The sequence below is a fragment of the Caulobacter sp. GW821-FHT12A07 genome (genome assembly GCF_058807655.1).
The window spans coordinates 208,503-228,331 of record NZ_JBXAQX010000005.1 but is presented as its reverse complement, the minus strand read 5'-3'; the positions used below and the strand labels follow the sequence as shown (position 1 = coordinate 228,331).

The following is a 19,829-nucleotide window of genomic DNA, read 5'->3' as shown; positions in this document are numbered from 1 at the left end:
CTCCCCAGGTTTTGGGCGCCGGATCCTAGCGCTTGCGCTTGGGGCCCACGTGGTCGAAGGCCCGCGGCAGGTCCTGCACGTGATGCCCGCGGCCCGACAGGCTGGGATTGGTCATGAAGTATTCGTGGGCCGAGAACGCGCCCTTGCTCTCCCAGGCCGGATCGCGGGCGTAGTGGCCCTCGCTGTCGAGGCGCCAGCTCTGGGCCTCGTCGTTGAGGTTGGCGACCATGATCTGGCTCAGCACCTGCTGGTGCACGGTCGGGGTCTCGACCGGCACCAGGCTTTCCACCCGGCGGTCGAGGTTGCGCGGCATCCAGTCGGCCGAGCTGATGAAGGCGCGGGTCTGGGCGCTGGGCATGTCGGCGCCGTTGGCGAAGGCCACCACGCGGCTGTGCTCCAGGAAGCGGCCGACGATCGACTTGACGCGGATGTTCTCCGACAGTCCTGCAATCCCAGGCCTCAAACAACAGATGCCGCGCACGACCAGATCGATCTGCACGCCGTCCTGGCTGGCGGCGTAGAGGGCGTCGATGATCTGCGGATCGACGACGGCGTTCATCTTGGCCCAGATGCCGGCCGGCTTGCCGGCCCGCGCGTTGGCCGCCTCGGCGGCGATCATCGCCAGCAGGTCGGGCTTCAGCGTCTGGGGCGAGAACGACAGCTTCTCCAGCGCGCCGGGCTGGGCGTAGCCGGTGATGAAGTTGAACAGCTTGCCGCCATCACGGCCCATGGCCGGATCGCAGGTGAAGAGGCTGAGGTCGGTATAAACCCTCGCCGTCTGCGGGTGATAGTTGCCGGTGCCGAAGTGGCAGTAGGTGCGCAGGGATTCGCCCTCGCGCCGCACGACGACCGACAGCTTGGCGTGAGTCTTCCAGTCGACGAAGCCGAACACCACGTGCACGCCGGCCCGTTCCAGGTCACGCGCCCACTTCAGGTTATTTTCCTCGTCGAACCGCGCCTTGATCTCCACCAGGGCGGTGACGTTCTTGCCGTTGTCGGCCGCCTCGATCAGGGCCGCCACGATCGGGCTGTCCTTGGAGGTGCGGTACAGCGTCTGCTTGATCGCCAGCACGTTCGGGTCGCGGGCGGCCTGGCGGATGAACTGCACCACCACGTCGAAGCTCTCGAACGGGTGGTGGACCAGGATATCCTTCTCGCGGATCGCCGCGAAGCAGTCGCCGCCGTGGTCGCGCACCCGCTCGGGGAAACGGGCGTTGTAGGGCTTGAACTTTAGGTCCGGGCGATCGGGTGGGATCAGCTCGCTCATCTGGGCCAGGCCCAGCTTGCCGTCGACCAGCACCACGTCCTCGGGCTGGGCGCGCAGGCCCTCGGTGATGAACTCGCGCAGGTCGGCGGGCATGGTGGTCTGGATCTTCACCCGCACCACGCGGCCGAGGCGGCGCTTCTTGAGGCGCGCCTCGAACTCGCGCACCAGGTCTTCGGCCTCTTCTTCGATCTCCAGGTCGCTGTCGCGGATCAGGCGGAACAGGCCTCGGCCCTCGACCTCGTAGCCGGGGAACAGGTGGTCGAGGAACAGGATGATGAAGCTTTCCAGCGCCACGATCTTGCGTTCGCGCTTGCGGCCCTTCAGCGGACCGGCCGAAAGCTCCCAGAAACGCTGCACCTGGTTGGGGATCGGGGCCAGGGCGTAGAGGTGCTTGTCGTCCGAGATCCGGCGCAGCTTCAGCGCCAGGCAGAAGCCCAGGTTCGGGATGAACGGGAACGGGTGGGCCGGATCCACCGCCAGCGGCGTCAGCACCGGGAAGATGCGCGACTTGAAGATCTCCTCGGCCCGCTCGCGGTCGGCGCCGACGATGTCCTTGGCGTCCAGCAGCTTCAGGCCCTCGGCCCAGAGCTCGGCGCGCACCTCGCGCCAGATCTTCTGCTGCTCGCTCATCAGCTCGAAGGCCGAGGCGTTGATGCGGGTCAGCTGCTCGCCGGGGGTCAGGCCGTCCTGGCTGACCACGCGCACGCCCTCGCGCACCTGGCCCTTCAGGCCGGCCACGCGGACCATGTAGAATTCGTCGAGGTTGTTGGCGCTGATCGACAGGAAGCGCAGGCGCTCCAGCAGCGGGTGGCGCGGGTTGGCGCTTTCCTCGAGAACGCGCTGGTTGAAGGCCAGCCACGAGAGTTCCCGGTTGAAGAACCGCTCGGGCGCGGCCAGCAGGTCTTCGTCGAGCACGAGGCGCGCGCGATCCTCGGGCGCGGTCTCCACCTTGTGAGGGGCGGGCGCGAGGGCGGCGGCGTCGGTCATCGTCTACTCCAGGGCAACGGTCCGCATCGTGACCGAGCCTGATGACAGCCGCAAGACAAACGCCGTTTCTTCAAGCGGATCGAGGCGTTCCGTCAGTCCTCGAAGCCGTCCTCGTCGCCGAAGGCCAGGATCTGGGCGGCGAAGGCGCGGGTGATTCCACGACCGCTTTCCGACGCCGCCTCGTCCAGCAGCGCCACCAGGGCCACGGCCTCGGGCGCGCTGCGCGGGATGCGGCGCAGCAGGAAGGCGTAGACGTCGTCGGCGGGGCGGATCAGGCGATCGGCGAAGGCGCGGCGCAGCACGGCCTCCAGCACCACGTCGTCGGGCTCGTCGATGAGGGCGGCGGTCAGGGCGTTGAGGCGCGAGCGCAGGTCCGGCACCACCGTCTGCCATTCCAGCGGCGCGGTCTGGGCCGTCAGCAGCAGGCTGCCGCCGTCGACCCCGGCCATGTTCAGCAGGTGGAACAGGTCCTCGTCCGATACCACGCCGCCCAGGGCGCGGCGGTCGGCGTCCTCGACCAGGATCGGGCGGCCGCGCAGGGCGGGCAGGTCCAGCGGCGCGAGGTTGGGATCGGCGGCGTCGATGATCACGGCGCCGGCCTGGGCGGCCCAGGCGCGCGCCAGATGCGTCTTGCCGCTCCCCGACGGGCCGATCAGGGCCAGGCGGCCGTTCGGCCACGCCGGCCAGGCGTCGACGGCGCGCACGGCGTCCTCGTTGGCCGGCGAGACGGCGAAGTCGTCCCGCTCGAAGCTGGGCGGACGTTCCAACGGCAATTTCAGCTGGCTCAAGGTCGGGGCGAAGTCACATGGTGAATGGGTTGGCAAGCTATAGGCGGCTGGGACTCCGACAGCGAGACGGCGAACCGGCGCGCTTGGGGATAGAGCGGGCGATAGGTGTGGACGCTGGTCCAGGGTGTGGACGCTAATGTGGACGCCCGTGTGGATGGTTGTGGTCAGATGGTTTCCAGCACCGTCGCGCCGTCCGGCGCCACGGCGTGCAGCACGTGGAAGCGGGCGCCGAGGCGTCGGCTGGCCAGCGCCTGGGCGATGCGCCGGGCGCGAGTCAGGGCCGGCTCGTTCGAGGCCAGCCGCCGCCACTCCAGCCCGACCGGCGACAGCACATAGACGCCGAACGAGGTCGGGGCGGGTAGCGACGCGCCCAGGCCGTGCTCGCCCTCCATCGTCACCGTCGCCAGCGAAGTGGCGGCCATCGGCAGGTTGAAGGTGTCGCCGCCGCCGGAGATCAGGCCCGCCGCCTCCAGGGCGACGGCTTCCGGCTTGCTGAAGCCGCAGGCCTCCTGGAACACCACGTCGTTCAGCGAATGGGCGGCGGCCGTGGCGAAGAGGCCGATGGTTCGCGTCGGCAACTCAGCCAGCAGACGCATGGCGTGCACCGAGAAGCTGCCGGGCGACAGCATCTCGCCGGCCAGCACCATGCCCCACAGCGTGAGGGCCCGATCACCGTGGGCGCGTTCCACGTGATCGACGAAGGCGTTCATCCAGGCCGGATCGACCGTGGCCTGGGTCCGGCCGCGCGTGGCGTGCTCGGCGATGCGGGCCACCGTCTCGCGCGCCGTCTGGCGGCGGGCGAACTCGCGAAGCTGGGTCGAGACCGCCCGCGACAGCAGGGCGTCGGACCCCGTCGCCGCGCCCATCAGGCCGGTCGCGAAGGCGGGCGGGGCGTCGTGGCCTTCGGGGCCGGCGACCAGGCGTCCCAGAACGGCGGGACGGACGGGCGACGAGGTCGGCGTTTCAATCGACAGGTACAACGGACTCTTGGCCTCGCGCGGAATGCGTCATGATCCGGCGGTCGGCGTGTCAAATCGGCCCGCCGCCATGATTCTCAGCGACCTTCAGGCAAGGCTCGCGCCATTCCGGAGCGCCCTCTGGCCCAGACCGCCGCCACCGCCGACCTCGCCGCCTGGCGCGCCGAGATGACCAAGCCGCCCGGCGCGCTGGGCCTGGCCGCCCGTGCGGTGCAGTTGAAGGTCAACAGGATCATCCCGGAAAAGGTCCACGCGGCGATCACCGCCGCCATGCAGGGCATGACCCGGGCCATTCTGACGGGCTCGGACTTCGCCACCGGCGCGCCGCTGGTCCAGGCCACGCTCGACGAGCGGCTGGTTCGCGTGCGGGCGGCCATCGACGGATGGAAGAAGGCCGCCGCCGCCGAGGGCGGGATCGCCGGGGCAGGGGGCTTCGTCCTGGCCGCCGCCGACTTTCCGCTGCTGATGAGCTTCAAGATCAAGCTGCTGTTCGAGATCGCCGCCGCCTTCGGTCACGACGGGGCCGAACTCTCCGAGCGGCTCTACATCCTGCACATCTTCGAGCTGGCTTTTTCGGACTCGGGCCATCGCGCCCGGGTGTTCGAGGCCATGGATGGCTGGGACCAGCGCCAGCACCCGACCGACCTCTCCGGCTTCGACTGGCGCGCCTTCCAGCAGCAGTACCGCGATCACATCGACCTGGCGAAACTGGCCCAGCTGCTGCCGGTGGTCGGCGCGCCGGTCGGGGCCATCGTCAACTGGCGCCTGGTCGAGAAGCTGGGCCACACGGCAGTCATGGCGTACCGGATGCGGCTTGAGGCGCAGCCGGCGCTAACCTGATCCCTCTCCCCTTGCGGGAGAGGGTGGCCTGCGAAGCAGGTCGGGTGAGGGGTCTCTCAGAACCCTCCGCAACGACGGCGGTTCAGCCGCACGAAGCGTCCGGCGGCGGCGCGACCCCTCATCCGTCGGCTATCGCCGACACCTTCTCCCGCAAGGGGAGAAGGAATTAGGCCAGCGCCTGCTCGATCGCCTTCTGCAGGTTCTCCGGGCTCTCGGCGCCGACCACCGCCACCTTGCCGGCGAAGATCGCCACCGGCACGCCGGTGACGCCGCCCTGCACGGCCATGGCGTGCTGCTGGGCGACCACGTCCTTGTCGGCGCCGTCCGACAGCAGGCCCAGCACCGCCACCTCGTCCATGCCCGCGCCCTTGGCGATGTCGGCCAGCACGACCGGATCGCCGATGTCGCGACCCTGCTCGAAATAGGCCGCGAACAGGGCCTCGACCACCTCGTCCTGCACGGCCGCGCCGCGCGCCCAGCGGATCAGGCGGTGGGCGGCGCTGGTGTTGGGCGACAGGGCGATCTTGTCGAAGGCGAAGTCGATGCCTTCCTCGGCCCCGGCTTCCTGCAGCGCCTTGTGCACGGCCTTCAGCCGCACCGGGTCCTTGAACTTGCTGGCCATGTAGGCGGCGCGATCGACGCCTTCCTCGGGAAGGGTGGGATCCAGCTGATAGGGACGCCAGACGACGATCGGCTCGAGGTCCGGACGGGCGGCCAGGGCGCTCTTCACCCGCCGCCAGCCCAGATAGCACCACGGGCAGACAACGTCGGCGACGACGTCGACGGTGATCGGCTGACCCATTGGAAGCTCCTACAGACTAGACGGCTTTCTGGAGCGCCAGCGAGGCGGCGCGTTCCAGCGCGTGGATGGCGGTTTCGCCGGGCTCGATCTGGGCCACGCCGATGTCGAACTCACAGACGAACGGGCTGCGGTCCTCGCCGGCGTCGAAGGCCGTGCAGCCGATGACGGCGGCGATGCGCTCGGCGGCGGCCTTGGCGGCGGCCAGGTTGGTGGCGGGCAGGGCCAGGGCGAAGACTTCCGGCGCCAGGCGGGCGGCGGTGTCCTCGACGCGGACCAGGCGGCCGACCATCGAGCCGATCTGCGGGATGGCCCGGTCGAGCCAGCCGTTCTGCCGCGCCCAGACGACCTCGGGCTTGTCGGCGACGCGCAGCACGCCGATCGACAGCGGCCGTCCACGCTCGCGCGCCGCGCCGGCCAGCCGCGCCAGGTGGGCGGCGAACAGGTCACGGGTGAAGAGGCCGGTGGCCGCGTCCATCAGGCCCGAGCTGCGGGCCTTCTCCAGCGCGCCGCGAATGGCTTCACCGCGACGGTAGTTGCGGGCCAGCTCGATGACCCGGCGGGCGGTGTCGCCCTCCGGCGTCTGGGGCGAGGCCACGTCGGAGACGCCGCGATGGAACGCCTCGGACATCGTCACATAGCTCTCGGCGTTCATGTAGAGCAGCGCCGGGATGTGGAAGAGCCGCGTGTTGCGGCGCATGCCGGCGGCGATCGACATCGCCTCCTGCTGGTTCTCGCCGGCCCACAGCACCACCGCGTCGAAGGCCCGCTCGTGCAGGTAGTCGAAGGCGGTGTAGGCGGTGAAGGCGCCGACCACGTCCGCGCCGCCCCGGGTCAGGGCGTTGGAGAGGGCCAGGAACTGCGGGGCCGGCTCGCCGATGGCCAGTACGCGATAGGGCGTGGCCGTGGGCTCGGGCAGGTCCAGCCGGCGGCCGCGATCGCCGAAGGTGGTCAGGCGAAGCTCGAACTCTTCCTCGGCGATGGCCGTGCGGACCAGGGATTCCAGGCGCAGCACCGCCTGCGACGGATGCAGCGGGGGCGACAGGGTCAGGTCGAAGGCGGCCTGGCCGGCGTCCGTGCCCGGCTCGCCGATGGCGATCACCGGCAGGCGGCGCGGGGCCACGGCGGCCTTGAGGCGGCGAGCCAGCGTCTGGCTGTCGGGACCGGCGGCGTCGATGTCGACGATCACGGCCTCGATCTGCAGATCGCCCAGCGCCGCCAGGGCCGCATAGGGGCCGCGGGCGGTGATGGTGCGCCAGCCCAGCCGGTCCAGCCCCTCGGAAAGGGGACCGGCCCGCGTGTCGTCACGCGCCACGATCAGGATCCGGGCGTTCACCGCCAAATTCGTTCTCCGCTGGCGCAGGGCCTCGATTCGCGAGCCAACATAGCAGAGGCGGGGGTGCGGCAAAGGGATGCAAGGTCGCAGCCTTTACCTTGTCGACAGGTGGTTTGCGGCCGGGCTTGCCTGACCGAGCGTCAGCCGGGTCCTACTGGCGCCAACAGAACAGAAAACAGGAGGAACGCATGGGCCAGGGACCGCTGTCGGGGCTGAAGGTGCTGGAGTTCGCCGGGATCGGCCCGGGGCCGTTCTGCGGCATGCTGCTGTCGGACCTCGGCGCCGACGTCGTGCGCATCGACCGCAAGGGTTCGGGCCGCTCCTCGCCCGCCGATGTCACCGCCCGCGGCCGTCGCTCGGTGGCGCTGGACCTCAAGCAGCCCGCCGCCGTCGAAACCTGCCTGAAGCTGATGGAGACCGCCGACGCGGTGTTCGAGGGCTTCCGTCCGGGGGTGATGGAGCGCCTGGGTCTTGGTCCCGACGTCGCCCTGGCCCGTAATCCCAAGCTCGTCTACGGCCGCATGACCGGCTGGGGCCAGACCGGCCCCTACGCCAAGGCCGCTGGCCACGACATGAACTACATCGCCATCACCGGCGCTCTCGACGCCATCGGCACGGAGGACAAGCCGATCCCGCCGCTGAACCTGGTCGGCGACTTCGGGGGCGGGGCGCTCTATCTGGCCTTCGGCCTGCTGGCGGGCGTGATCCATGCGCGCGAGAGCGGCCAGGGCCAGGTCATCGACTGCGCCATGAGCGACGGCGCGGCCTCGCTGATGGCGATGTTCTACGGCTTCAAGGCCATGGGCATGTGGCGCGAGGGGCGGCGGAGCAACCTGCTCGACGGCGGGGCCCACTTCTACGACACCTACCAGTGCGCTGACGGCAAGTGGGTGTCGATCGGCTCGATCGAGCCGCAGTTCTACCTGCTGCTGCTGGAGAAGACCGGGATCACCGACCCGCACTTCCAGGCCCAGATGAGCCGCGAGGACTGGCCCGCCCTGCGCGAGAAGCTGGCCGCCGTGATCGCCACCAAGACCCGCGACGCGTGGTGCGAGCTGATGGACGCCACCGACGTCTGCTTCGCCCCGGTCCTCTCCATGGACGAGGCCCCCGACCACGCCCACAACAAGGCCCGCGAGACCTTCGTCGAGATCGCCGGCGTCATCCAGCCCGCGCCCGCGCCACGCTTTTCGGCCACCCCCGGCGTCATCCAGGGCCCGCCGCCGAAGATCGGGGCCGACAACGCCCAGGCTCTGTCGGACTGGGGCTTCGATGGCGCGGCCATCGCCGCGCTGGAGGCGTCTGGGGCGCTGTAGGGGCGAGGTTTTCGCACCCCCGCCAAACTGACAACCACGTTCAGGCGCGGTTCAGGCGGCGAATCCTAATTTCGACCTGTAACCGGCCGCTGCGCCAACCCGTCCCTCGATGTGGCGTCCGGTTCAGGCAAGTCCTGCGGAGACGCGTCGCTTTCCCTGAGGCGGCGCGTCTTTGACTGTTTGACGACAAGCCGAGCCGCCAAGGGTTGCTTCACCGGGCGACGGCAGGCAGTTTCCGGCGGATGCAGCCCCCCAAGGCCCCCATCCGCTGGCGAGACCTCGATCTCGACCCGATCCACTGGATCCAGGAAATTCTCCGCGTCCTCGGCCTGGCCCTGTCCCGGCTGTGGGGGCGCGACGTCATGCTGTATGTCGGCGGCGTCTCGTTCTTCGCCCTGCTGGCCGTGTTCCCGGGCCTGGCCATCCTGATCGGGCTCTACAGCCTGCTGCTGGATCCCAGCACAGCCGCCCGCCAGGCCGACGCCCTGGCCTTCATGATGCCGACCGGCGCCCGGCCTATCTTCCAGAGCGAGATGCAGCGCCTGGCCCATGCGCCGGTCTACACCGTCTCGCTGCAGAGCCTCGTGATCCTGGTCATCGGCGTCTACGCCGCCCATCGCGGCTTCAAGGCCCTGCTGGCCGGCCTGTCGTTCATCCATGACGAGGAGGACCAGCGCGGCTTCTTCGGCTTCAACCTGATGGCGCTGTTCGTGCTGATCGCGGCCTTCGGCCTGCTGTTCGCCATGTCGGGCATCTTCCTGACCTTCCGGCTGCTCTCCAGCACCCTGGACCTGCGGCCGCTGCAGGGCGTCTCGTGGATCCAGAGCGAGTGGAGCTGGGCGACCTTCGGCCTCGTGGTCGGCATGACCCTGATCTACCGCTACGCCATGTCGCGCGTGCCGGTCGGCTGGCGCGCCTCGATCACGGGCGGCGTCGCCGCGGCCCTGTTCTGCGTCTTCATGTCGTGGGCCAGCGCCTTCTACGTCGAGAAGGTGGCCCATCTGGGCGCGACCTACGGCTCGATCTCGGCCGTGATCATCTTCCTGATCTGGCTGTCGTGGAGCGTGAACGCCGTGTTCTTCGGCGGGGCTCTGGCCACCGAGGTCGAGATCGCCCTGGACGAGCGGCCCCAGGCCCTGCTCGACGGCCCCAAGGCCATCGGCCTCAAGGCGCCTTCGTCACCCGAAAGCTGATCGCGCCGGAGGGCAGGTCCTCGACCCCTTCCAGCGTCGCCCCCAACTGGCGGGCGAAATGCGGCACGTCGATGCGGGCCAACGGGTCGTCGGCCAGCAGCCGCACGGTCGCCCCGGCCGGGGCGTGCTCCAGCGCCCGGCGCAGGCGCAAGGTCGGCACAGGGCAGCGATGGCCCCGGGCGTCGACCTCGATATCGCTCACGAAAACACCTGCTCGGCCTCTTCGCCGCTGAGGATCCGATACTTGCCGGGCTCCAGGTCGCCGGGCAGGGTGATCCCGCCGATCCGCTCGCGGTGCAGGGCGACCACGTGGTTGCCCATGGCCGCGAACATCCGGCGCACCTGGTGGTAGCGGCCCTCGGTGATGGTCAGGCGCGCGGTGGTCTCGTCGACCACGTCCAGCTGCGCCGGCAGCAGCGGCTTTTCCTCGCCTTCCAGCATCAGCGTCCCGCTGGCGAAGGCCTCGCCCTCCTTGCCCGACAGGGGCCGGTCGAGATGCGCCAGATAGGTCTTGGCCACATGCCGCTTGGGCGAGATCACCCGGTGCAGGAAGTCGCCGTCGTCGGTGATCAGCAGCAGGCCCGAGGTGTCCTTGTCCAGCCGCCCCACGCTCGACAGCGCCGGATCGCGCACCTGCCAGCGACGCGGCAGCAGGTCGTAGATCTTGGCCCCGTCCTCCCGGTGCGAGCACACCACGCCAAGGGGCTTGTTCATCAGCAGCACCAGAGGGGCGGGCGGATCCACCGGAACGCCACGGATCATCAGGTGCTGGGGCAGGTCGGCGGTCACCGCGATGCGCTTGCCGGCGTCCTTCAGCGGCACGCCGTCGAAGGTGACCTTGCCCGCCGAGACCAGAGCCTGCACCTCGCGCCGCGCGCCATAGCCCAGATTGGCCAGCAGCCGATCCAGGCGCGCCATCAGCGGCTTGCTCATTTGACGGCCTCGAACACCTTGAAGCCGTTCTGGTCGATCACGGACCGCACCCGCGTGAAGTGCTCGCCCAGCACCGCCTCGTAGGGCAGGTGACGATTGGCCACGAGCCACAGCGCGCCGCCCTTCTTCAGCAAGGCCGCGGCGCCGCGAATGAAGGCCTGGCCCAGCGCCTTGTCCTCGCCGCCGCCTTCATGGAACGGGGGATTGGAGACCACGAAGTCGAGGCCCGAAAGCTCCGGCAGGCCCAGCCGCACGTCGGCATGCGAGAAGCTCACCCGATCGTCGCCGACATTGCGCCGCGCCGCGTCCAGCGCCCGGCGGTCGATGTCGATGAGGGCGAGCTTGGTCACCTTGGGCGAGGCCAGCACCTGGTGGGCCAGCACGCCGATGCCGCAGCCCAGGTCCGCGCCGGCGCCGGAGAAGGCGGGCAGGGCGCTCATCAACAGGGCGGTGCCGGTGTCGAGGCGATCCCAGCTGAACACGCCGGGCTGGGTCCACAGGCCCTCGCCGTCGATGCGGCGCGGCGCGCCCTCGGCCAGGGCCTCGGTGAGACCCGCCGGCGTCTCGGGGCGCAGGGTGATGCAGATACGGTGGTGACGGCGAGCGTCCTCGCCGATCTTGCAGCCGAACGCCTCCAGCTCCTTCTTCAGCCGCAGGCCGCCGCGATCCTTGGGCGCGGCCACGGTCAGCCGGCCGCCCGGCTTCAGTGCGCGCAGCATCTGGGCCAGCACATAGCGGCGCTCCACGGCGCCGGCCGGCGCTAGGGCGACGAAAGCGTCCAGCGAGGCGTCGGCCAGCCCTTCCAGCGGCTCGGCGCCCGGCACGGTCGGGGCCGTCTGGATCGCGCCACGCGGCGTCTCGATCACCTCGCGCGGGGGAAAGCCATATACGGCGGCGGAGGTCGTGTCGGTCATGGGGAAAGGATCTTGGTCGCGGGACTGGAAAGGTCGGGAAGGGGCGTTGGTTACCTTGGCGAGGCCCCGGATGCCAGAGTTTCAGACAAGGGAAGGACCTGAGCCGGCCCGGTTGCGCGCCGCGAGGCGTCCGATCAAGCTGGCGGGATGACCAAGCCGGCCCTGATCCTGATCGACCTGCAGCGCGCCATGCTGCCGCAGAATACCGGCCCCCGGGACAATCCTGGCGCCGAGGACAACATCGCCCGCCTGCTGGCCGCCTGGCGCGAACGTGGTCTTCCGGTCGTGCACGTGCGCCACTTCAGCCGCTCGCCCGACGGCGCCTTCCAACGCGGGGAGCCGTCATCGGAGTTTCAGCCGAGGTTCGAGCCCTTGCCGTCCGAGCACCGTCTGGAGAAGATCGTCCCAGACGCCTTCGCCGGCGGCGAACTCGTGGGCTGGCTGAAGGCGCGCGATCTGTCGCGGTTGGTGATCGTCGGGGTCAGCACCAGCAACTCCGTCGAAGCCACGGTCCGCGCCGCCGCCTGCCAGGGCTTCGATGTCACCGTGCCGGGCGACGCCTGTTTCACCTTCGACAAGGCCGACCTGCACGGCCGGATGCGCCCCGCCGGGGAGTGGAGCCTGTTCAGCCTCTCGAACCTGCACGGCGAATACGCGGTGGTCACGACGACAGCCGAGGTGTTGGCCTCGGCGTCGTGAGAGCGGTGCGTCTGAAGAAGGGGTGGCGGACAGGGTGGGATTCGAACCCACGGTAGGCTTCCACCTACGGCGGTTTTCAAGACCGCTGCCTTAAACCACTCGGCCACCTGTCCGGAGCGGGCGGCTATATCAGCGCTTGTGCTTCGGCTCCAGAACGATCTGTCGCAGGCATCCTTAACCAAGCCTAAAAACATCTGAACGAAGCTGAAACCACGATGGGGGACGACCATCCGGAGTTTTGGCGACGCATGCGGCGCACCTACAGTTCTGAAATCCGCGCGCTGAAGGTCCTGGGGCTGACGGCGCTGGGCGCCGCGGGCCTGGCCGCCTGCGCGACGCCGTCGCCGCGCCTGCCGATCAACAAGCCGGTCGCCAGCAGCTCGCCCGACCGCGAATATCATGGTCCGCCGCCGCCCGGTTACGGCCAGGGCCTGCGCGGCACCGAGAAGCCCTATCAGATCAAGGGCATCTGGTACTATCCGAAGGCGGATCCGGACTACGACGTGGTCGGAACCGGCTCGTGGTACGGCGAGCAGTTCCACAATCGTCGCACCGCCAATGGCGAGCTGTTCGACATGGATCTGCCGTCGGCCGCCCACAAGACGCTGCCCCTGCCGTCGATCGTGGAGGTGACCAACCTCGACAACGGCAAGAAGATGCGCGTGCGGGTCAACGATCGCGGCCCGTTCGTCGGCGACCGCCTGATCGACCTCTCCAAGGCCGCGGCCGACGAACTGGGCTACAAGGGCAGGGGTCTGGCCCGTGTGCGGGTGCGCTATATCGGCCCGGCGCCCAAGAGCGCCGTCGACCAGCCCCGCCGCTTCGCCGCCATTCCGGCCACCCCGCCGCCGTCCCAGCCGGCCTATCGGGAAATCCCGCGCGAGACGGCCGCGAATCTCTATGACCCGCCGGCCGAGGCCCCGTCGTCGCGCGTCACCAAGGTCGATGCACCGTCCAGCGGCGCCTATCGCGTCCAGGCCGGCAGCTTCGCCAACCGCGAAAATGCCCAGCGCGCCGCCGATCGCCTGGCCTCGGCCGGCCGCGTCACCGTCGAGCCGATGGATCGCGGCGGCGGCACCCTCTACCGCGTCGTCGTCAACTGCGGCGCCGACGAGGGCGAGGCCTGGGGCGTCCGCGACCGCGTCGCCTCGCTCGGCTTCGGCGACGCCACGGTGCTGCGGCCCTAAAGAACCTCTATCCGTAAAATCCCCGCGAAAGCGGGGACCCAGGCGTTTTATCGTCGAGCGCCCCGCGTTTCAGAAAAAAAGCCTGGGTCCCCGCTTTCGCGGGGGTTTTACGGTTCGGTGTAGAGCCCACCCAACCAGGTCTGGACAAGCCCCGCGTTCCAGCCGATTTGAGGCCGGTGACCCGCGGAACTTTCATCAGCTTCGAAGGCGGCGAAGGCGCCGGCAAATCCACTCAGGTGCGCCTCCTGGCGCAGCGGCTGGAGACGCTCGGCCACGAGGTCGTCGTCACCCGCGAGCCGGGCGGCAGTCCCGGCGGCGAGGCGATCCGCGAACTGCTGGTGCACGGCGCGGCCGACCGCTGGTCGCCGGTGACCGAAACCCTGCTGATGTACGCCGCCCGCCGCGACCACGTGGAGCGGGTGATCCGTCCCGCCCTGGATCGCGGCGCGGTGGTCGTCTGCGACCGCTTCGCCGATTCGACCCGCGCCTATCAGGGCGCCGGCGGCGATGCGCCGGCCTCGCTGATCGCCAGCCTGGAAGAGCATGTGCTGGGCGCCACGATCCCGACCCTGACCCTGGTCTTCGACCTGCCCGCGACCGTCGGCCTCGAACGCGCCTCCGCGCGGGGTGGGGCTGCGCGCTTCGAATCCAAGGGCCTGGATTTCCACGAGCGGCTGCGCGCCGGCTTCCTGGAGATCGCGCGCCGCGAACGGGATCGCTGCGCGGTGGTCGACGCCACCGCCACCATCGAAGAGGTCTCTCAGGCCGTATGGGAGGCCGTGTCCGAGCGGCTGGACCTGGCATGAGCGACGCGCCTCCGCATCCGCGCGACGTCTTCTCGCTCGACGGCCAGGACAAGGCCGAGGCCGCGTTCATCGACGCCCTGGGCCGTGGCCGGCTGCACCACGCCTGGCTGCTGACCGGTCCGGAGGGCGTCGGCAAGGCGACCCTGGCCTATCGCATGGCCCGCCGGCTGCTGGGCGCGCGGCCCGATCCGGCCTTCGGTCTGCTGGGCTCGGCGCCGTCGGACTTCATCAGCCGCCAGGTGGCGGCCCGCTCGCATCCCGACCTGATGGTGCTGGAGCGCGCCACCGACGACGGCAAGGCCCGCAAGTCCATCCCCGTCGACGAGGCTCGCCTGCTGCCAGGCTTCTTCGCCAATTCGCCGGCGTCCTCGCCTTACCGGGTGGCGATCATCGACGCCGCCGACGATCTCAACGTCAACGCCGCCAACGCCGTCCTGAAGACGCTGGAGGAGCCGCCGGCGCGCGGGATCATCCTGCTGATCAGCCATTCGCCGGGCAAGCTGCTGCCGACCATCCGCTCGCGCTGTCGCCGCCTGGCCGTGCCCGCGCCCGGCGTCGAGCGCGCCGCCGACATGGTCGAGCATCGCCTTGGCCTGGATCGACGCCAGGCCGAGCGCCTGGGCCGCATGGCCCACGGCGCGCCGGGCAAGGCCCTGCAGCTGGCCGCGGCCAAGGCCCTGGAGGCCGACGACACCGCCGGCGAGATCCTGCGCAAGCTGCCCGAGATCGACGAGGCCGCGCTGCTGGCCCTGGCCGACACCTTCAAGGGCGCCGAAGGCCAAGCCCGCTTCGAGCTCTTGTTTGAGCGCCTGGCCGACCAGATCCATTCCATGGCCGTGGGCATGGCCGGCGATCGCACGCCCGCCGGCCTCGACCGCTGGGCCGGCGCCTGGGAGCGGCTGATCCGCTGGCCGATCGAGGCCGAGGCGGTGAACCTCGACCGCGCCGACGTGTTCTGGACGGCGATTGCGGACTTGCGCGCCGCCGCCAAGGCCGCCATCTGACCGCATGCTCATCGACAGCCACGTAAACCTGCACGCGCCCCAGTTCGCCGAGGACCGCGACGCCGTCATCTCCCGCGCCCGCGAGGCCGGCGTCGAGATGATGCTGACCATCTGCGACAAGATCCCCAACTTCCCGGCCGTCCACGCCATCGCCATGACCGAGGCCGACATCTGGTGCACGGTCGGCGCTCACCCGCACGAGGCCAAGGACCACGTCGACCTGACGACCGCCCACCTGGTCGAGCTGGCCGGCAAGCCCCGGGTCGTCGGCATCGGCGAGACGGGACTGGACTTCCACTATGATCTGTCGCCCCGCGAGGTGCAGGCCGCCGTGTTCAAGGAACATGTCGCCGCCGCCCGCCAGACGGGCCTGCCGCTGGTGGTCCACACCCGCGAGGCCGACGACGTCATGGGCCAGATCCTGGAGGAGGAGCACGCCAAGGGCGCCTTCAAGATCCTGATGCACTGCTACACCAGCGGCGCGGACCTGGCCCGCCGGGCCGCCGCCCTGGGCGCCTGGTTCTCGGTCTCGGGCATCGCCACCTTCAAGCAGGCCGAGGACGTGCGTTCCGTGATCCGCGACATGCCGGCCGACCGCATCATCGTCGAGACCGACTGTCCCTATCTGGCCCCCGTGCCGATGCGCGGCCGCCGCTGCGAGCCGGCCCACCTGCCGCACATCGTCGACAAGCTTGCCGAGATCCGCGGCTGGACCCGTGCTGAAGCCGAGCAGCGCTCGGAAGACGCCTTCTTCGCCCTGTTCGACGCGATACCGCGCCCATGACCGGCGGCCGGCTCGAGTTCACCATCCTCGGCAGCGGCTCCTCCGGAGGAGTGCCGCGCGCCGACGGCAATTGGGGCGTCTGCGATCCGGCCGAGCCGAAGAATCACCGCTCGCGCTGCTCGATGCTGGTGCGGCGGCTGTCGGGCGGTGATCCGCGCGGCGACACCACGGTGCTTGTCGACACCTCGCCGGACCTGCGGCTGCAGACCGCCCGGGCGGGCGCCGGCCGTATCGACGCGGTGCTGTTCACCCACGATCACGCCGACCAAGCCCACGGCATCGATGACGTGCGGCCGTTCTATCAGAACCACCGCTTCCGCATTCCGACCTTCATGGACCCGGCCACCTATGACGGCCTGCTGCTCCGGTTCAAATACATCTTCGAGACCAAGGGCGGCTATCCGGCCATCTGCGAGGCGCGTCGTCTGCCGCCGCATGGCGAGGCTTGGAGTATCGATGGCCCAAGCGGCGCGATCCCGGTGGTCAATTTCGACGTCGACCACGGCGAAATCCGCGCCGCCGGCTTCCGCTTCCGCGACGTGGCCTACATTCCCGACGTTCTCGAGATCCCCGAGGCCAGCTGGCCGGCGGTGGAGAACCTCGACGTGCTGATCGTCGACGCCCTGCGCTGGACGCCGCATCCCACTCACGCCACCGTCGAGCGGGCGCTGAGCTGGATCGAGCGGGCCAAGCCGAAGCGGGCGATCCTGACCAACCTGCACATCGACCTCGACTACAACGCCCTGGCCGGCCAGCTGCCGCCGGGCGTCGAGCCGGCCTATGACGGCCTGCGCTTCGAGGTCGCGCTCTAGAGCGGACCGTCGAAGAGGTCGGGACGCTTCAGCCGCAGGGCCTGCAACAGGATCCGGGTCTTGGCGTCTGCGGGCGCGGAACCATTGGTCTCGGCCCACAGCGCGTCGAGCGGGCGCTCGATCACCTCGATGTCCTCGTGCTCCTCGGCCAGGCCGCCGCCGACGTGGGTGCGGTCGGCCGCGCCATATTCGGCCAGGAACAGCGTCATGTGCTCGCTGGACACGCCCGGCATGCTCCAGATCTCGCCGGCCGGAATGATCTCGCGCAGGGTCAGGCCGGTCTCTTCCATCGCCTCGCGGCGGGCGGCGTCGGCCGGCGTCTCGCCGGCGTCGATCAGCCCGGCCGGCGCCTCGACGACGGGCTGGGCTTCCTTCATCAGCAGCGGCGCCCGGGTCAGGCGCACCACTACGGCAACCTTGCGTTCCGGGTCGTAGGGCAGGACCGCGACGGCCGAGCCGTGGTCCTCGACCACGCGCTTGAAGCGCTCGCCGCCCTCGGTCTCCAGGGTCAGCATATGCAGGCGCAGCCAGCCGGAATAGGCCAGGTCGCGGGCGACGATACGGGGAGCGGTCATGGTTTCTGGATAGGCGAGCTGCGCCGTTCCGCCAAGCCGTCTCCAGCGTGCGGGGTTAGTGCACCGTCGCCATGCGCAGGGGCGGGGCTTCTTCCACCGGTTCGCCCATCCGCACGGGCAGGGGGCAGCCGTCCAGGGCCAGGGCGTGATTGAGGGCGCGGGCGAACGTGCTGGCCACCTCGGGCCGCGTCACCAACGGGGCCAGCAGCCTTGCGGCCAGGCCCGGCGCCGCTGCGGCGAGGCCGCAGGCGGTCACCAGCCGCTGCTCGTCCATGGCGTAGCCGGCGCAGTGCGGGCACTGGATCTGCAACGGCCGGACGAGATCGCTCTCGACCAGCAGCATGGTCTGCATGAACAGCGCCGCCGTGCGCGGCGAGGCGTTGCGGGCGAAGGTCGCGCGGATCGCGGCGTCGGCTGGTTGGCCTTGCAGGCGCAGCGCCGCCCAGGTGCGCACGCCCCACAGCAAGAGGCGCTCGCCCCGCGCCAGGCCCTCGGGGCCGGTGTCCTCGAAGTCCATCTCCAGTCCGCAGGCGCAGCTCATTGAGACCTCCAAGTCGGCGGGCAGTCGGCGGACGCAGTTCGGCGCAAAAGGCGTCCGGCGGAGGAGAGCCCCGCCGGACGCAGGCGATGTCATGGGTGAGGGGAGGGAAAACCCGACATCGATTTGCGATTGGTTCGCAACAAGATCTAGGACTCATGTTGTTGCGAGTCAATCGCATAAAATCATATGCAGCCTTAGCGATAGTTCGTGCTTCTATCATCGCTCACCGGTCGCGGAGGGGCGAGGCGGCATGGACTTCGATGTGAGGCGGCGCGGGGGCGTCGCTCTGCTGGCGGCTGTGGCGACGGTTGCGTCGTGGAGCCAGGCCGAGGCGGCGGCCTGGACCCAGCCCAAGGGCGGCAAGGAGGTGATCGTCAGCCTGCGCGCCCAGGACAGCACCCACGGCTTCGACGCCGGCGGCGGCGCGGTCGACATCGTCGACTACCGCAAGACCGAGCTGCAGGCCTTCGCCGAATACGGCCTGACCGACCGGCTGACCCTCGGCCTCCAGGGTTCGGTCCGCCGCCTGCGCACCGCCAACGGCCGCGCCGACGAGCCAGGGCATATCGAGGTCGGGGTTCGCTACCGCCTGCTGGCGCGCGACGGCTGGGTGATGTCGAACCAGACCTCGGTGCGCCTGCCGGGCGGCGACGCCGATCCGGGCGCGGCGCAGAAGGGCTCGCCCGACACCGAATATGACAGCCGCCTGCTGGTCGGTTGGAGCGGAACCGTGGGCGGCCGCGAGGTCTTCGCCGATGTCCAGGGCGGGCTGCGCCGCCGCGACGGCGATCCGCCCGACGAGCGGCGCTTCGAGGCCACGCTCGGCGTGCGGCCCAGGAAGCCGCTGACGCTGATGGCGCAGGCCTATGCCGTCTCGTCGCTCGGAGCCGGGCAGGGCGGCTACGAGGCCTATCGCTACCTGAACCTGGAGCTTTCGGCGGTCTACGCCCTGCCGGCCGGCTGGTCGGCCCAGGCCGGGCTCACCGGCACGGCCTCCGGTCGCAACGCCCTGCGCGAGCGTGGGGCGGTCATCGCCCTCTGGCGACGTTTCTAGTTGGCCGGAACCCGGCGGGCCAGTTCCTCCAGCCGGCGGGCCGGGGCGTCGGAAATGGCGGCCCAAAGCAGGCGGGCCAGCTCAAGGCGATAGACGGCGGCGTAGCCGGCCGTGAACGGAGAGGTCGTGCTGCCGGGCGGTTCGGCGGCCTTGGCCTTGGCCAGGTCGCGGCGGGTCAGCACCAGGGCGCGCGGAATGGGAACGTCGCCCGACCCGGCGGCCACCCAGCGATCGGCCTCGGCGGCGGCCATGGCGGCGGCCTGGACCATCGCCCGCGCCCCGCGCAGGTCGCCCAGCAGGCCGGTCATGACGGGCGCGGCCACGGCGGGATCGCGCGCCACCTGGAAGTCGAGGCTGGCCACGCCGCGCTGGAGCGTGACCGACCACTGGTCGTCGGGTTCGTTCATGGTGAACGCTTTAGCCGCCGAGTCGGCCGGCGGGAAGATGCCGACGTATCGCTGTTACACATGGTCGCGAGACTTGGTCGCGAGCCTTGGCCGCCCAAGCGGCGTCATACCGATGCCGCCGGGCAGGGCGCCCGTGCTTCACCCCTGCGACCTTTTGGCGGGTCGGTGTGAAATTAAGATCTGGTTAACCATGATTGGCGAGGTTGTGAGCGTCTTCTTTTTGAAGGCGCCCCACCATCACTCAACTTTTCACAGCCCGGTTTTCGAACCGGGCTGTTTTTTATCTCGAAGGCGCTTGCGCCGAGTCACCGAGGCGGCTATCAACCGCCCTCTCTTGAGAGCGACCTGTTCCGCGGTAGCTCAGTGGTAGAGCAGCCGGCTGTTAACCGGCTGGTCGTAGGTTCGAATCCTACCCGCGGAGCCACTCTTCCTTCGATCATTCGAAGACCTCGTCGCCCAGGAAATTCCTCCACAAGCTTTACTGGTTCATCTCGCCGCAGCGCGATTGTGCGGCTTGCGCCGAGTCACCGGGGCGGCTATCAACCGCCCTCTCTTGAGAGCGACCTGTTCCGCGGTAGCTCAGTGGTAGAGCAGCCGGCTGTTAACCGGC

The 19,829-nt window shown here is 69.9% G+C and carries 21 protein-coding genes and 3 tRNA genes (1 of these 24 only partly in view); 12 read left to right on the top strand and 12 right to left on the bottom strand.

Annotation, left to right across the window (positions count from 1 at the left end; all coding sequences use genetic code 11):
* Window positions 1-25 precede the first annotated feature (25 nt).
* From AC1RRS_RS12705 to AC1RRS_RS12695, 3 genes are all read right to left on the bottom strand, one after another.
* A complete protein-coding gene (locus tag AC1RRS_RS12705) occupies window positions 26-2,254 on the bottom strand; it encodes an RNA degradosome polyphosphate kinase (protein ID WP_492855485.1) in 2,229 nt (742 codons plus the stop codon).
* 92 nt (window positions 2,255-2,346) lie between these two features.
* Window positions 2,347-3,042, bottom strand: a complete 696-nt coding sequence (hdaA, locus tag AC1RRS_RS12700) for a DnaA regulatory inactivator HdaA (RefSeq protein WP_492855484.1) — start codon at window positions 3,040-3,042, stop codon at window positions 2,347-2,349.
* 164 nt (window positions 3,043-3,206) lie between these two features.
* Window positions 3,207-4,022, bottom strand: coding sequence for a DUF2806 domain-containing protein (locus AC1RRS_RS12695; RefSeq protein WP_492855483.1), 816 nt, complete (start codon window positions 4,020-4,022; stop codon window positions 3,207-3,209).
* Window positions 4,023-4,139: 117 nt separating this feature from the next.
* On the opposite strand from AC1RRS_RS12695, the gene AC1RRS_RS12690 reads away from it, so the two are divergent.
* Window positions 4,140-4,859 (top strand): EcsC family protein, encoded by a 720-nt coding sequence (locus AC1RRS_RS12690; protein WP_492855619.1) that lies wholly within the window; start codon window positions 4,140-4,142, stop codon window positions 4,857-4,859.
* A gap of 166 nt (window positions 4,860-5,025) precedes the next feature.
* Here AC1RRS_RS12690 and AC1RRS_RS12685 read toward each other — a convergent pair whose 3' ends face one another.
* Both AC1RRS_RS12685 and AC1RRS_RS12680 read right to left on the bottom strand, forming a co-directional pair.
* Window positions 5,026-5,661 carry a DsbA family oxidoreductase gene (locus AC1RRS_RS12685; protein ID WP_492855482.1) on the bottom strand — a complete coding sequence of 212 codons (636 nt, stop codon included), beginning with the start codon at window positions 5,659-5,661 and terminating at the stop codon, window positions 5,026-5,028.
* A 16-nt stretch (window positions 5,662-5,677) separates the two neighbouring features.
* Window positions 5,678-7,000 carry a diguanylate cyclase domain-containing protein gene (locus AC1RRS_RS12680; protein ID WP_110121253.1) on the bottom strand — a complete coding sequence of 441 codons (1,323 nt, stop codon included), beginning with the start codon at window positions 6,998-7,000 and terminating at the stop codon, window positions 5,678-5,680.
* Window positions 7,001-7,182: 182 nt separating this feature from the next.
* Here AC1RRS_RS12680 and AC1RRS_RS12675 point away from each other — a divergent pair, with 182 nt between their 5' ends.
* A complete protein-coding gene (locus tag AC1RRS_RS12675) occupies window positions 7,183-8,310 on the top strand; it encodes a CaiB/BaiF CoA transferase family protein (RefSeq protein ID WP_492855480.1) in 1,128 nt (375 codons plus the stop codon).
* Between the two features lie 242 nt (window positions 8,311-8,552).
* Window positions 8,553-9,503 (top strand): YihY/virulence factor BrkB family protein, encoded by a 951-nt coding sequence (locus AC1RRS_RS12670; protein WP_487288682.1) that lies wholly within the window; start codon window positions 8,553-8,555, stop codon window positions 9,501-9,503.
* Here AC1RRS_RS12670 and AC1RRS_RS12665 read toward each other — a convergent pair.
* From AC1RRS_RS12665 to AC1RRS_RS12655, 3 genes are read right to left on the bottom strand one after another with little or no spacing between them, the layout of a single operon-like run.
* Window positions 9,475-9,705 (bottom strand): sulfurtransferase TusA family protein, encoded by a 231-nt coding sequence (locus AC1RRS_RS12665; RefSeq protein WP_058349802.1) that lies wholly within the window; start codon window positions 9,703-9,705, stop codon window positions 9,475-9,477. The two genes, AC1RRS_RS12670 and AC1RRS_RS12665, sit on opposite strands and share 29 nt — an antisense overlap.
* The gene (locus AC1RRS_RS12660; protein WP_492855479.1) at window positions 9,702-10,436 is read right to left on the bottom strand and encodes a pseudouridine synthase; all 735 of its coding nucleotides are present in this window, start codon (window positions 10,434-10,436) and stop codon (window positions 9,702-9,704) included. The genes AC1RRS_RS12665 and AC1RRS_RS12660 overlap by 4 nt, the downstream gene beginning before the upstream one ends.
* Window positions 10,433-11,350 (bottom strand): class I SAM-dependent methyltransferase, encoded by a 918-nt coding sequence (locus tag AC1RRS_RS12655; protein WP_492855478.1) that lies wholly within the window; start codon window positions 11,348-11,350, stop codon window positions 10,433-10,435. The genes AC1RRS_RS12660 and AC1RRS_RS12655 overlap by 4 nt, the downstream gene beginning before the upstream one ends.
* Window positions 11,351-11,497: 147 nt before the next feature.
* On the opposite strand from AC1RRS_RS12655, the gene AC1RRS_RS12650 reads away from it, so the two are divergent.
* On the top strand, window positions 11,498-12,049 hold the full coding sequence (locus tag AC1RRS_RS12650) for a cysteine hydrolase family protein (protein WP_492855477.1): 552 nt from the start codon (window positions 11,498-11,500) through the stop codon (window positions 12,047-12,049).
* Window positions 12,050-12,072: 23 nt separating this feature from the next.
* On the opposite strand, the gene AC1RRS_RS12645 is transcribed toward AC1RRS_RS12650, so the two are convergent.
* A tRNA-Ser gene (locus AC1RRS_RS12645) sits at window positions 12,073-12,162 on the bottom strand.
* 135 nt (window positions 12,163-12,297) lie between these two features.
* On the opposite strand from AC1RRS_RS12645, the gene AC1RRS_RS12640 reads away from it, so the two are divergent.
* The 5 genes from AC1RRS_RS12640 (at window position 12,298) to AC1RRS_RS12620 (ending at window position 16,642) form a co-directional block, all read left to right on the top strand.
* The gene (locus AC1RRS_RS12640; protein WP_492855476.1) at window positions 12,298-13,236 is read left to right on the top strand and encodes a septal ring lytic transglycosylase RlpA family protein; all 939 of its coding nucleotides are present in this window, start codon (window positions 12,298-12,300) and stop codon (window positions 13,234-13,236) included.
* 176 nt (window positions 13,237-13,412) lie between these two features.
* Window positions 13,413-14,042, top strand: a complete 630-nt coding sequence (gene tmk, locus AC1RRS_RS12635; protein WP_492855475.1) for a dTMP kinase — start codon at window positions 13,413-13,415, stop codon at window positions 14,040-14,042.
* Window positions 14,039-15,046, top strand: coding sequence for a DNA polymerase III subunit delta' (locus AC1RRS_RS12630; RefSeq protein ID WP_492855474.1), 1,008 nt, complete (start codon window positions 14,039-14,041; stop codon window positions 15,044-15,046). Before tmk ends, AC1RRS_RS12630 begins: the two co-directional genes overlap by 4 nt.
* Window positions 15,047-15,050: 4 nt before the next feature.
* Window positions 15,051-15,830: a TatD family hydrolase gene (locus tag AC1RRS_RS12625; RefSeq protein ID WP_492855473.1), complete on the top strand. Its 780-nt coding sequence runs from the start codon at window positions 15,051-15,053 to the stop codon at window positions 15,828-15,830.
* Window positions 15,827-16,642, top strand: a complete 816-nt coding sequence (locus AC1RRS_RS12620; RefSeq protein ID WP_492855472.1) for an MBL fold metallo-hydrolase — start codon at window positions 15,827-15,829, stop codon at window positions 16,640-16,642. The genes AC1RRS_RS12625 and AC1RRS_RS12620 overlap by 4 nt, the downstream gene beginning before the upstream one ends.
* Here the strand turns inward: AC1RRS_RS12620 and AC1RRS_RS12615 are convergent.
* Both AC1RRS_RS12615 and AC1RRS_RS12610 read right to left on the bottom strand, forming a co-directional pair.
* Window positions 16,639-17,217, bottom strand: coding sequence for an NUDIX domain-containing protein (locus tag AC1RRS_RS12615; protein ID WP_492855471.1), 579 nt, complete (start codon window positions 17,215-17,217; stop codon window positions 16,639-16,641). The genes AC1RRS_RS12620 and AC1RRS_RS12615 overlap by 4 nt on opposite strands.
* Window positions 17,218-17,272: 55 nt before the next feature.
* Window positions 17,273-17,758 (bottom strand): hypothetical protein, encoded by a 486-nt coding sequence (locus tag AC1RRS_RS12610; protein WP_492855470.1) that lies wholly within the window; start codon window positions 17,756-17,758, stop codon window positions 17,273-17,275.
* A 250-nt stretch (window positions 17,759-18,008) separates the two neighbouring features.
* Between AC1RRS_RS12610 and AC1RRS_RS12605 the strand changes: the two genes are divergently transcribed.
* Window positions 18,009-18,812, top strand: a complete 804-nt coding sequence (locus AC1RRS_RS12605; RefSeq protein WP_492855469.1) for a hypothetical protein — start codon at window positions 18,009-18,011, stop codon at window positions 18,810-18,812.
* On the opposite strand, the gene AC1RRS_RS12600 is transcribed toward AC1RRS_RS12605, so the two are convergent.
* Window positions 18,809-19,219 (bottom strand): hypothetical protein, encoded by a 411-nt coding sequence (locus AC1RRS_RS12600; RefSeq protein WP_492855468.1) that lies wholly within the window; start codon window positions 19,217-19,219, stop codon window positions 18,809-18,811. The two genes, AC1RRS_RS12605 and AC1RRS_RS12600, sit on opposite strands and share 4 nt — an antisense overlap.
* A gap of 349 nt (window positions 19,220-19,568) precedes the next feature.
* Here AC1RRS_RS12600 and AC1RRS_RS12595 point away from each other — a divergent pair.
* Both AC1RRS_RS12595 and AC1RRS_RS12590 read left to right on the top strand, forming a co-directional pair.
* A tRNA-Asn gene (locus AC1RRS_RS12595) sits at window positions 19,569-19,643 on the top strand.
* 144 nt (window positions 19,644-19,787) lie between these two features.
* A tRNA-Asn gene (locus AC1RRS_RS12590) sits at window positions 19,788-19,829 on the top strand; it runs 133 nt beyond the window's last position.

Bases quoted from the DNA above. Each gene is read 5' to 3' on its own strand.
- AC1RRS_RS12625 (WP_492855473.1), top strand. From the start codon at position 15,051: ATGCTCATCGACAGCCACGTAAACCTGCACGCGCCCCAGTTCGCCGAG.
- AC1RRS_RS12605 (WP_492855469.1), top strand. From the start codon at position 18,009: ATGGACTTCGATGTGAGGCGGCGCGGGGGCGTCGCTCTGCTGGCGGCT.
- AC1RRS_RS12650 (WP_492855477.1), top strand. From the start codon at position 11,498: ATGACCAAGCCGGCCCTGATCCTGATCGACCTGCAGCGCGCCATGCTG.
- AC1RRS_RS12640 (WP_492855476.1), top strand. From the start codon at position 12,298: ATGCGGCGCACCTACAGTTCTGAAATCCGCGCGCTGAAGGTCCTGGGG.
- AC1RRS_RS12655 (WP_492855478.1), bottom strand. From the start codon at position 11,350: ATGACCGACACGACCTCCGCCGCCGTATATGGCTTTCCCCCGCGCGAG.
- AC1RRS_RS12630 (WP_492855474.1), top strand. From the start codon at position 14,039: ATGAGCGACGCGCCTCCGCATCCGCGCGACGTCTTCTCGCTCGACGGC.
- AC1RRS_RS12675 (WP_492855480.1), top strand. From the start codon at position 7,183: ATGGGCCAGGGACCGCTGTCGGGGCTGAAGGTGCTGGAGTTCGCCGGG.
- AC1RRS_RS12600 (WP_492855468.1), bottom strand. From the start codon at position 19,219: ATGAACGAACCCGACGACCAGTGGTCGGTCACGCTCCAGCGCGGCGTG.
- AC1RRS_RS12685 (WP_492855482.1), bottom strand. From the start codon at position 5,661: ATGGGTCAGCCGATCACCGTCGACGTCGTCGCCGACGTTGTCTGCCCG.
- AC1RRS_RS12660 (WP_492855479.1), bottom strand. From the start codon at position 10,436: ATGAGCAAGCCGCTGATGGCGCGCCTGGATCGGCTGCTGGCCAATCTG.
- AC1RRS_RS12670 (WP_487288682.1), top strand. From the start codon at position 8,553: ATGCAGCCCCCCAAGGCCCCCATCCGCTGGCGAGACCTCGATCTCGAC.
- AC1RRS_RS12610 (WP_492855470.1), bottom strand. From the start codon at position 17,758: ATGAGCTGCGCCTGCGGACTGGAGATGGACTTCGAGGACACCGGCCCC.
- AC1RRS_RS12620 (WP_492855472.1), top strand. From the start codon at position 15,827: ATGACCGGCGGCCGGCTCGAGTTCACCATCCTCGGCAGCGGCTCCTCC.
- AC1RRS_RS12615 (WP_492855471.1), bottom strand. From the start codon at position 17,217: ATGACCGCTCCCCGTATCGTCGCCCGCGACCTGGCCTATTCCGGCTGG.
- AC1RRS_RS12705 (WP_492855485.1), bottom strand. From the start codon at position 2,254: ATGACCGACGCCGCCGCCCTCGCGCCCGCCCCTCACAAGGTGGAGACC.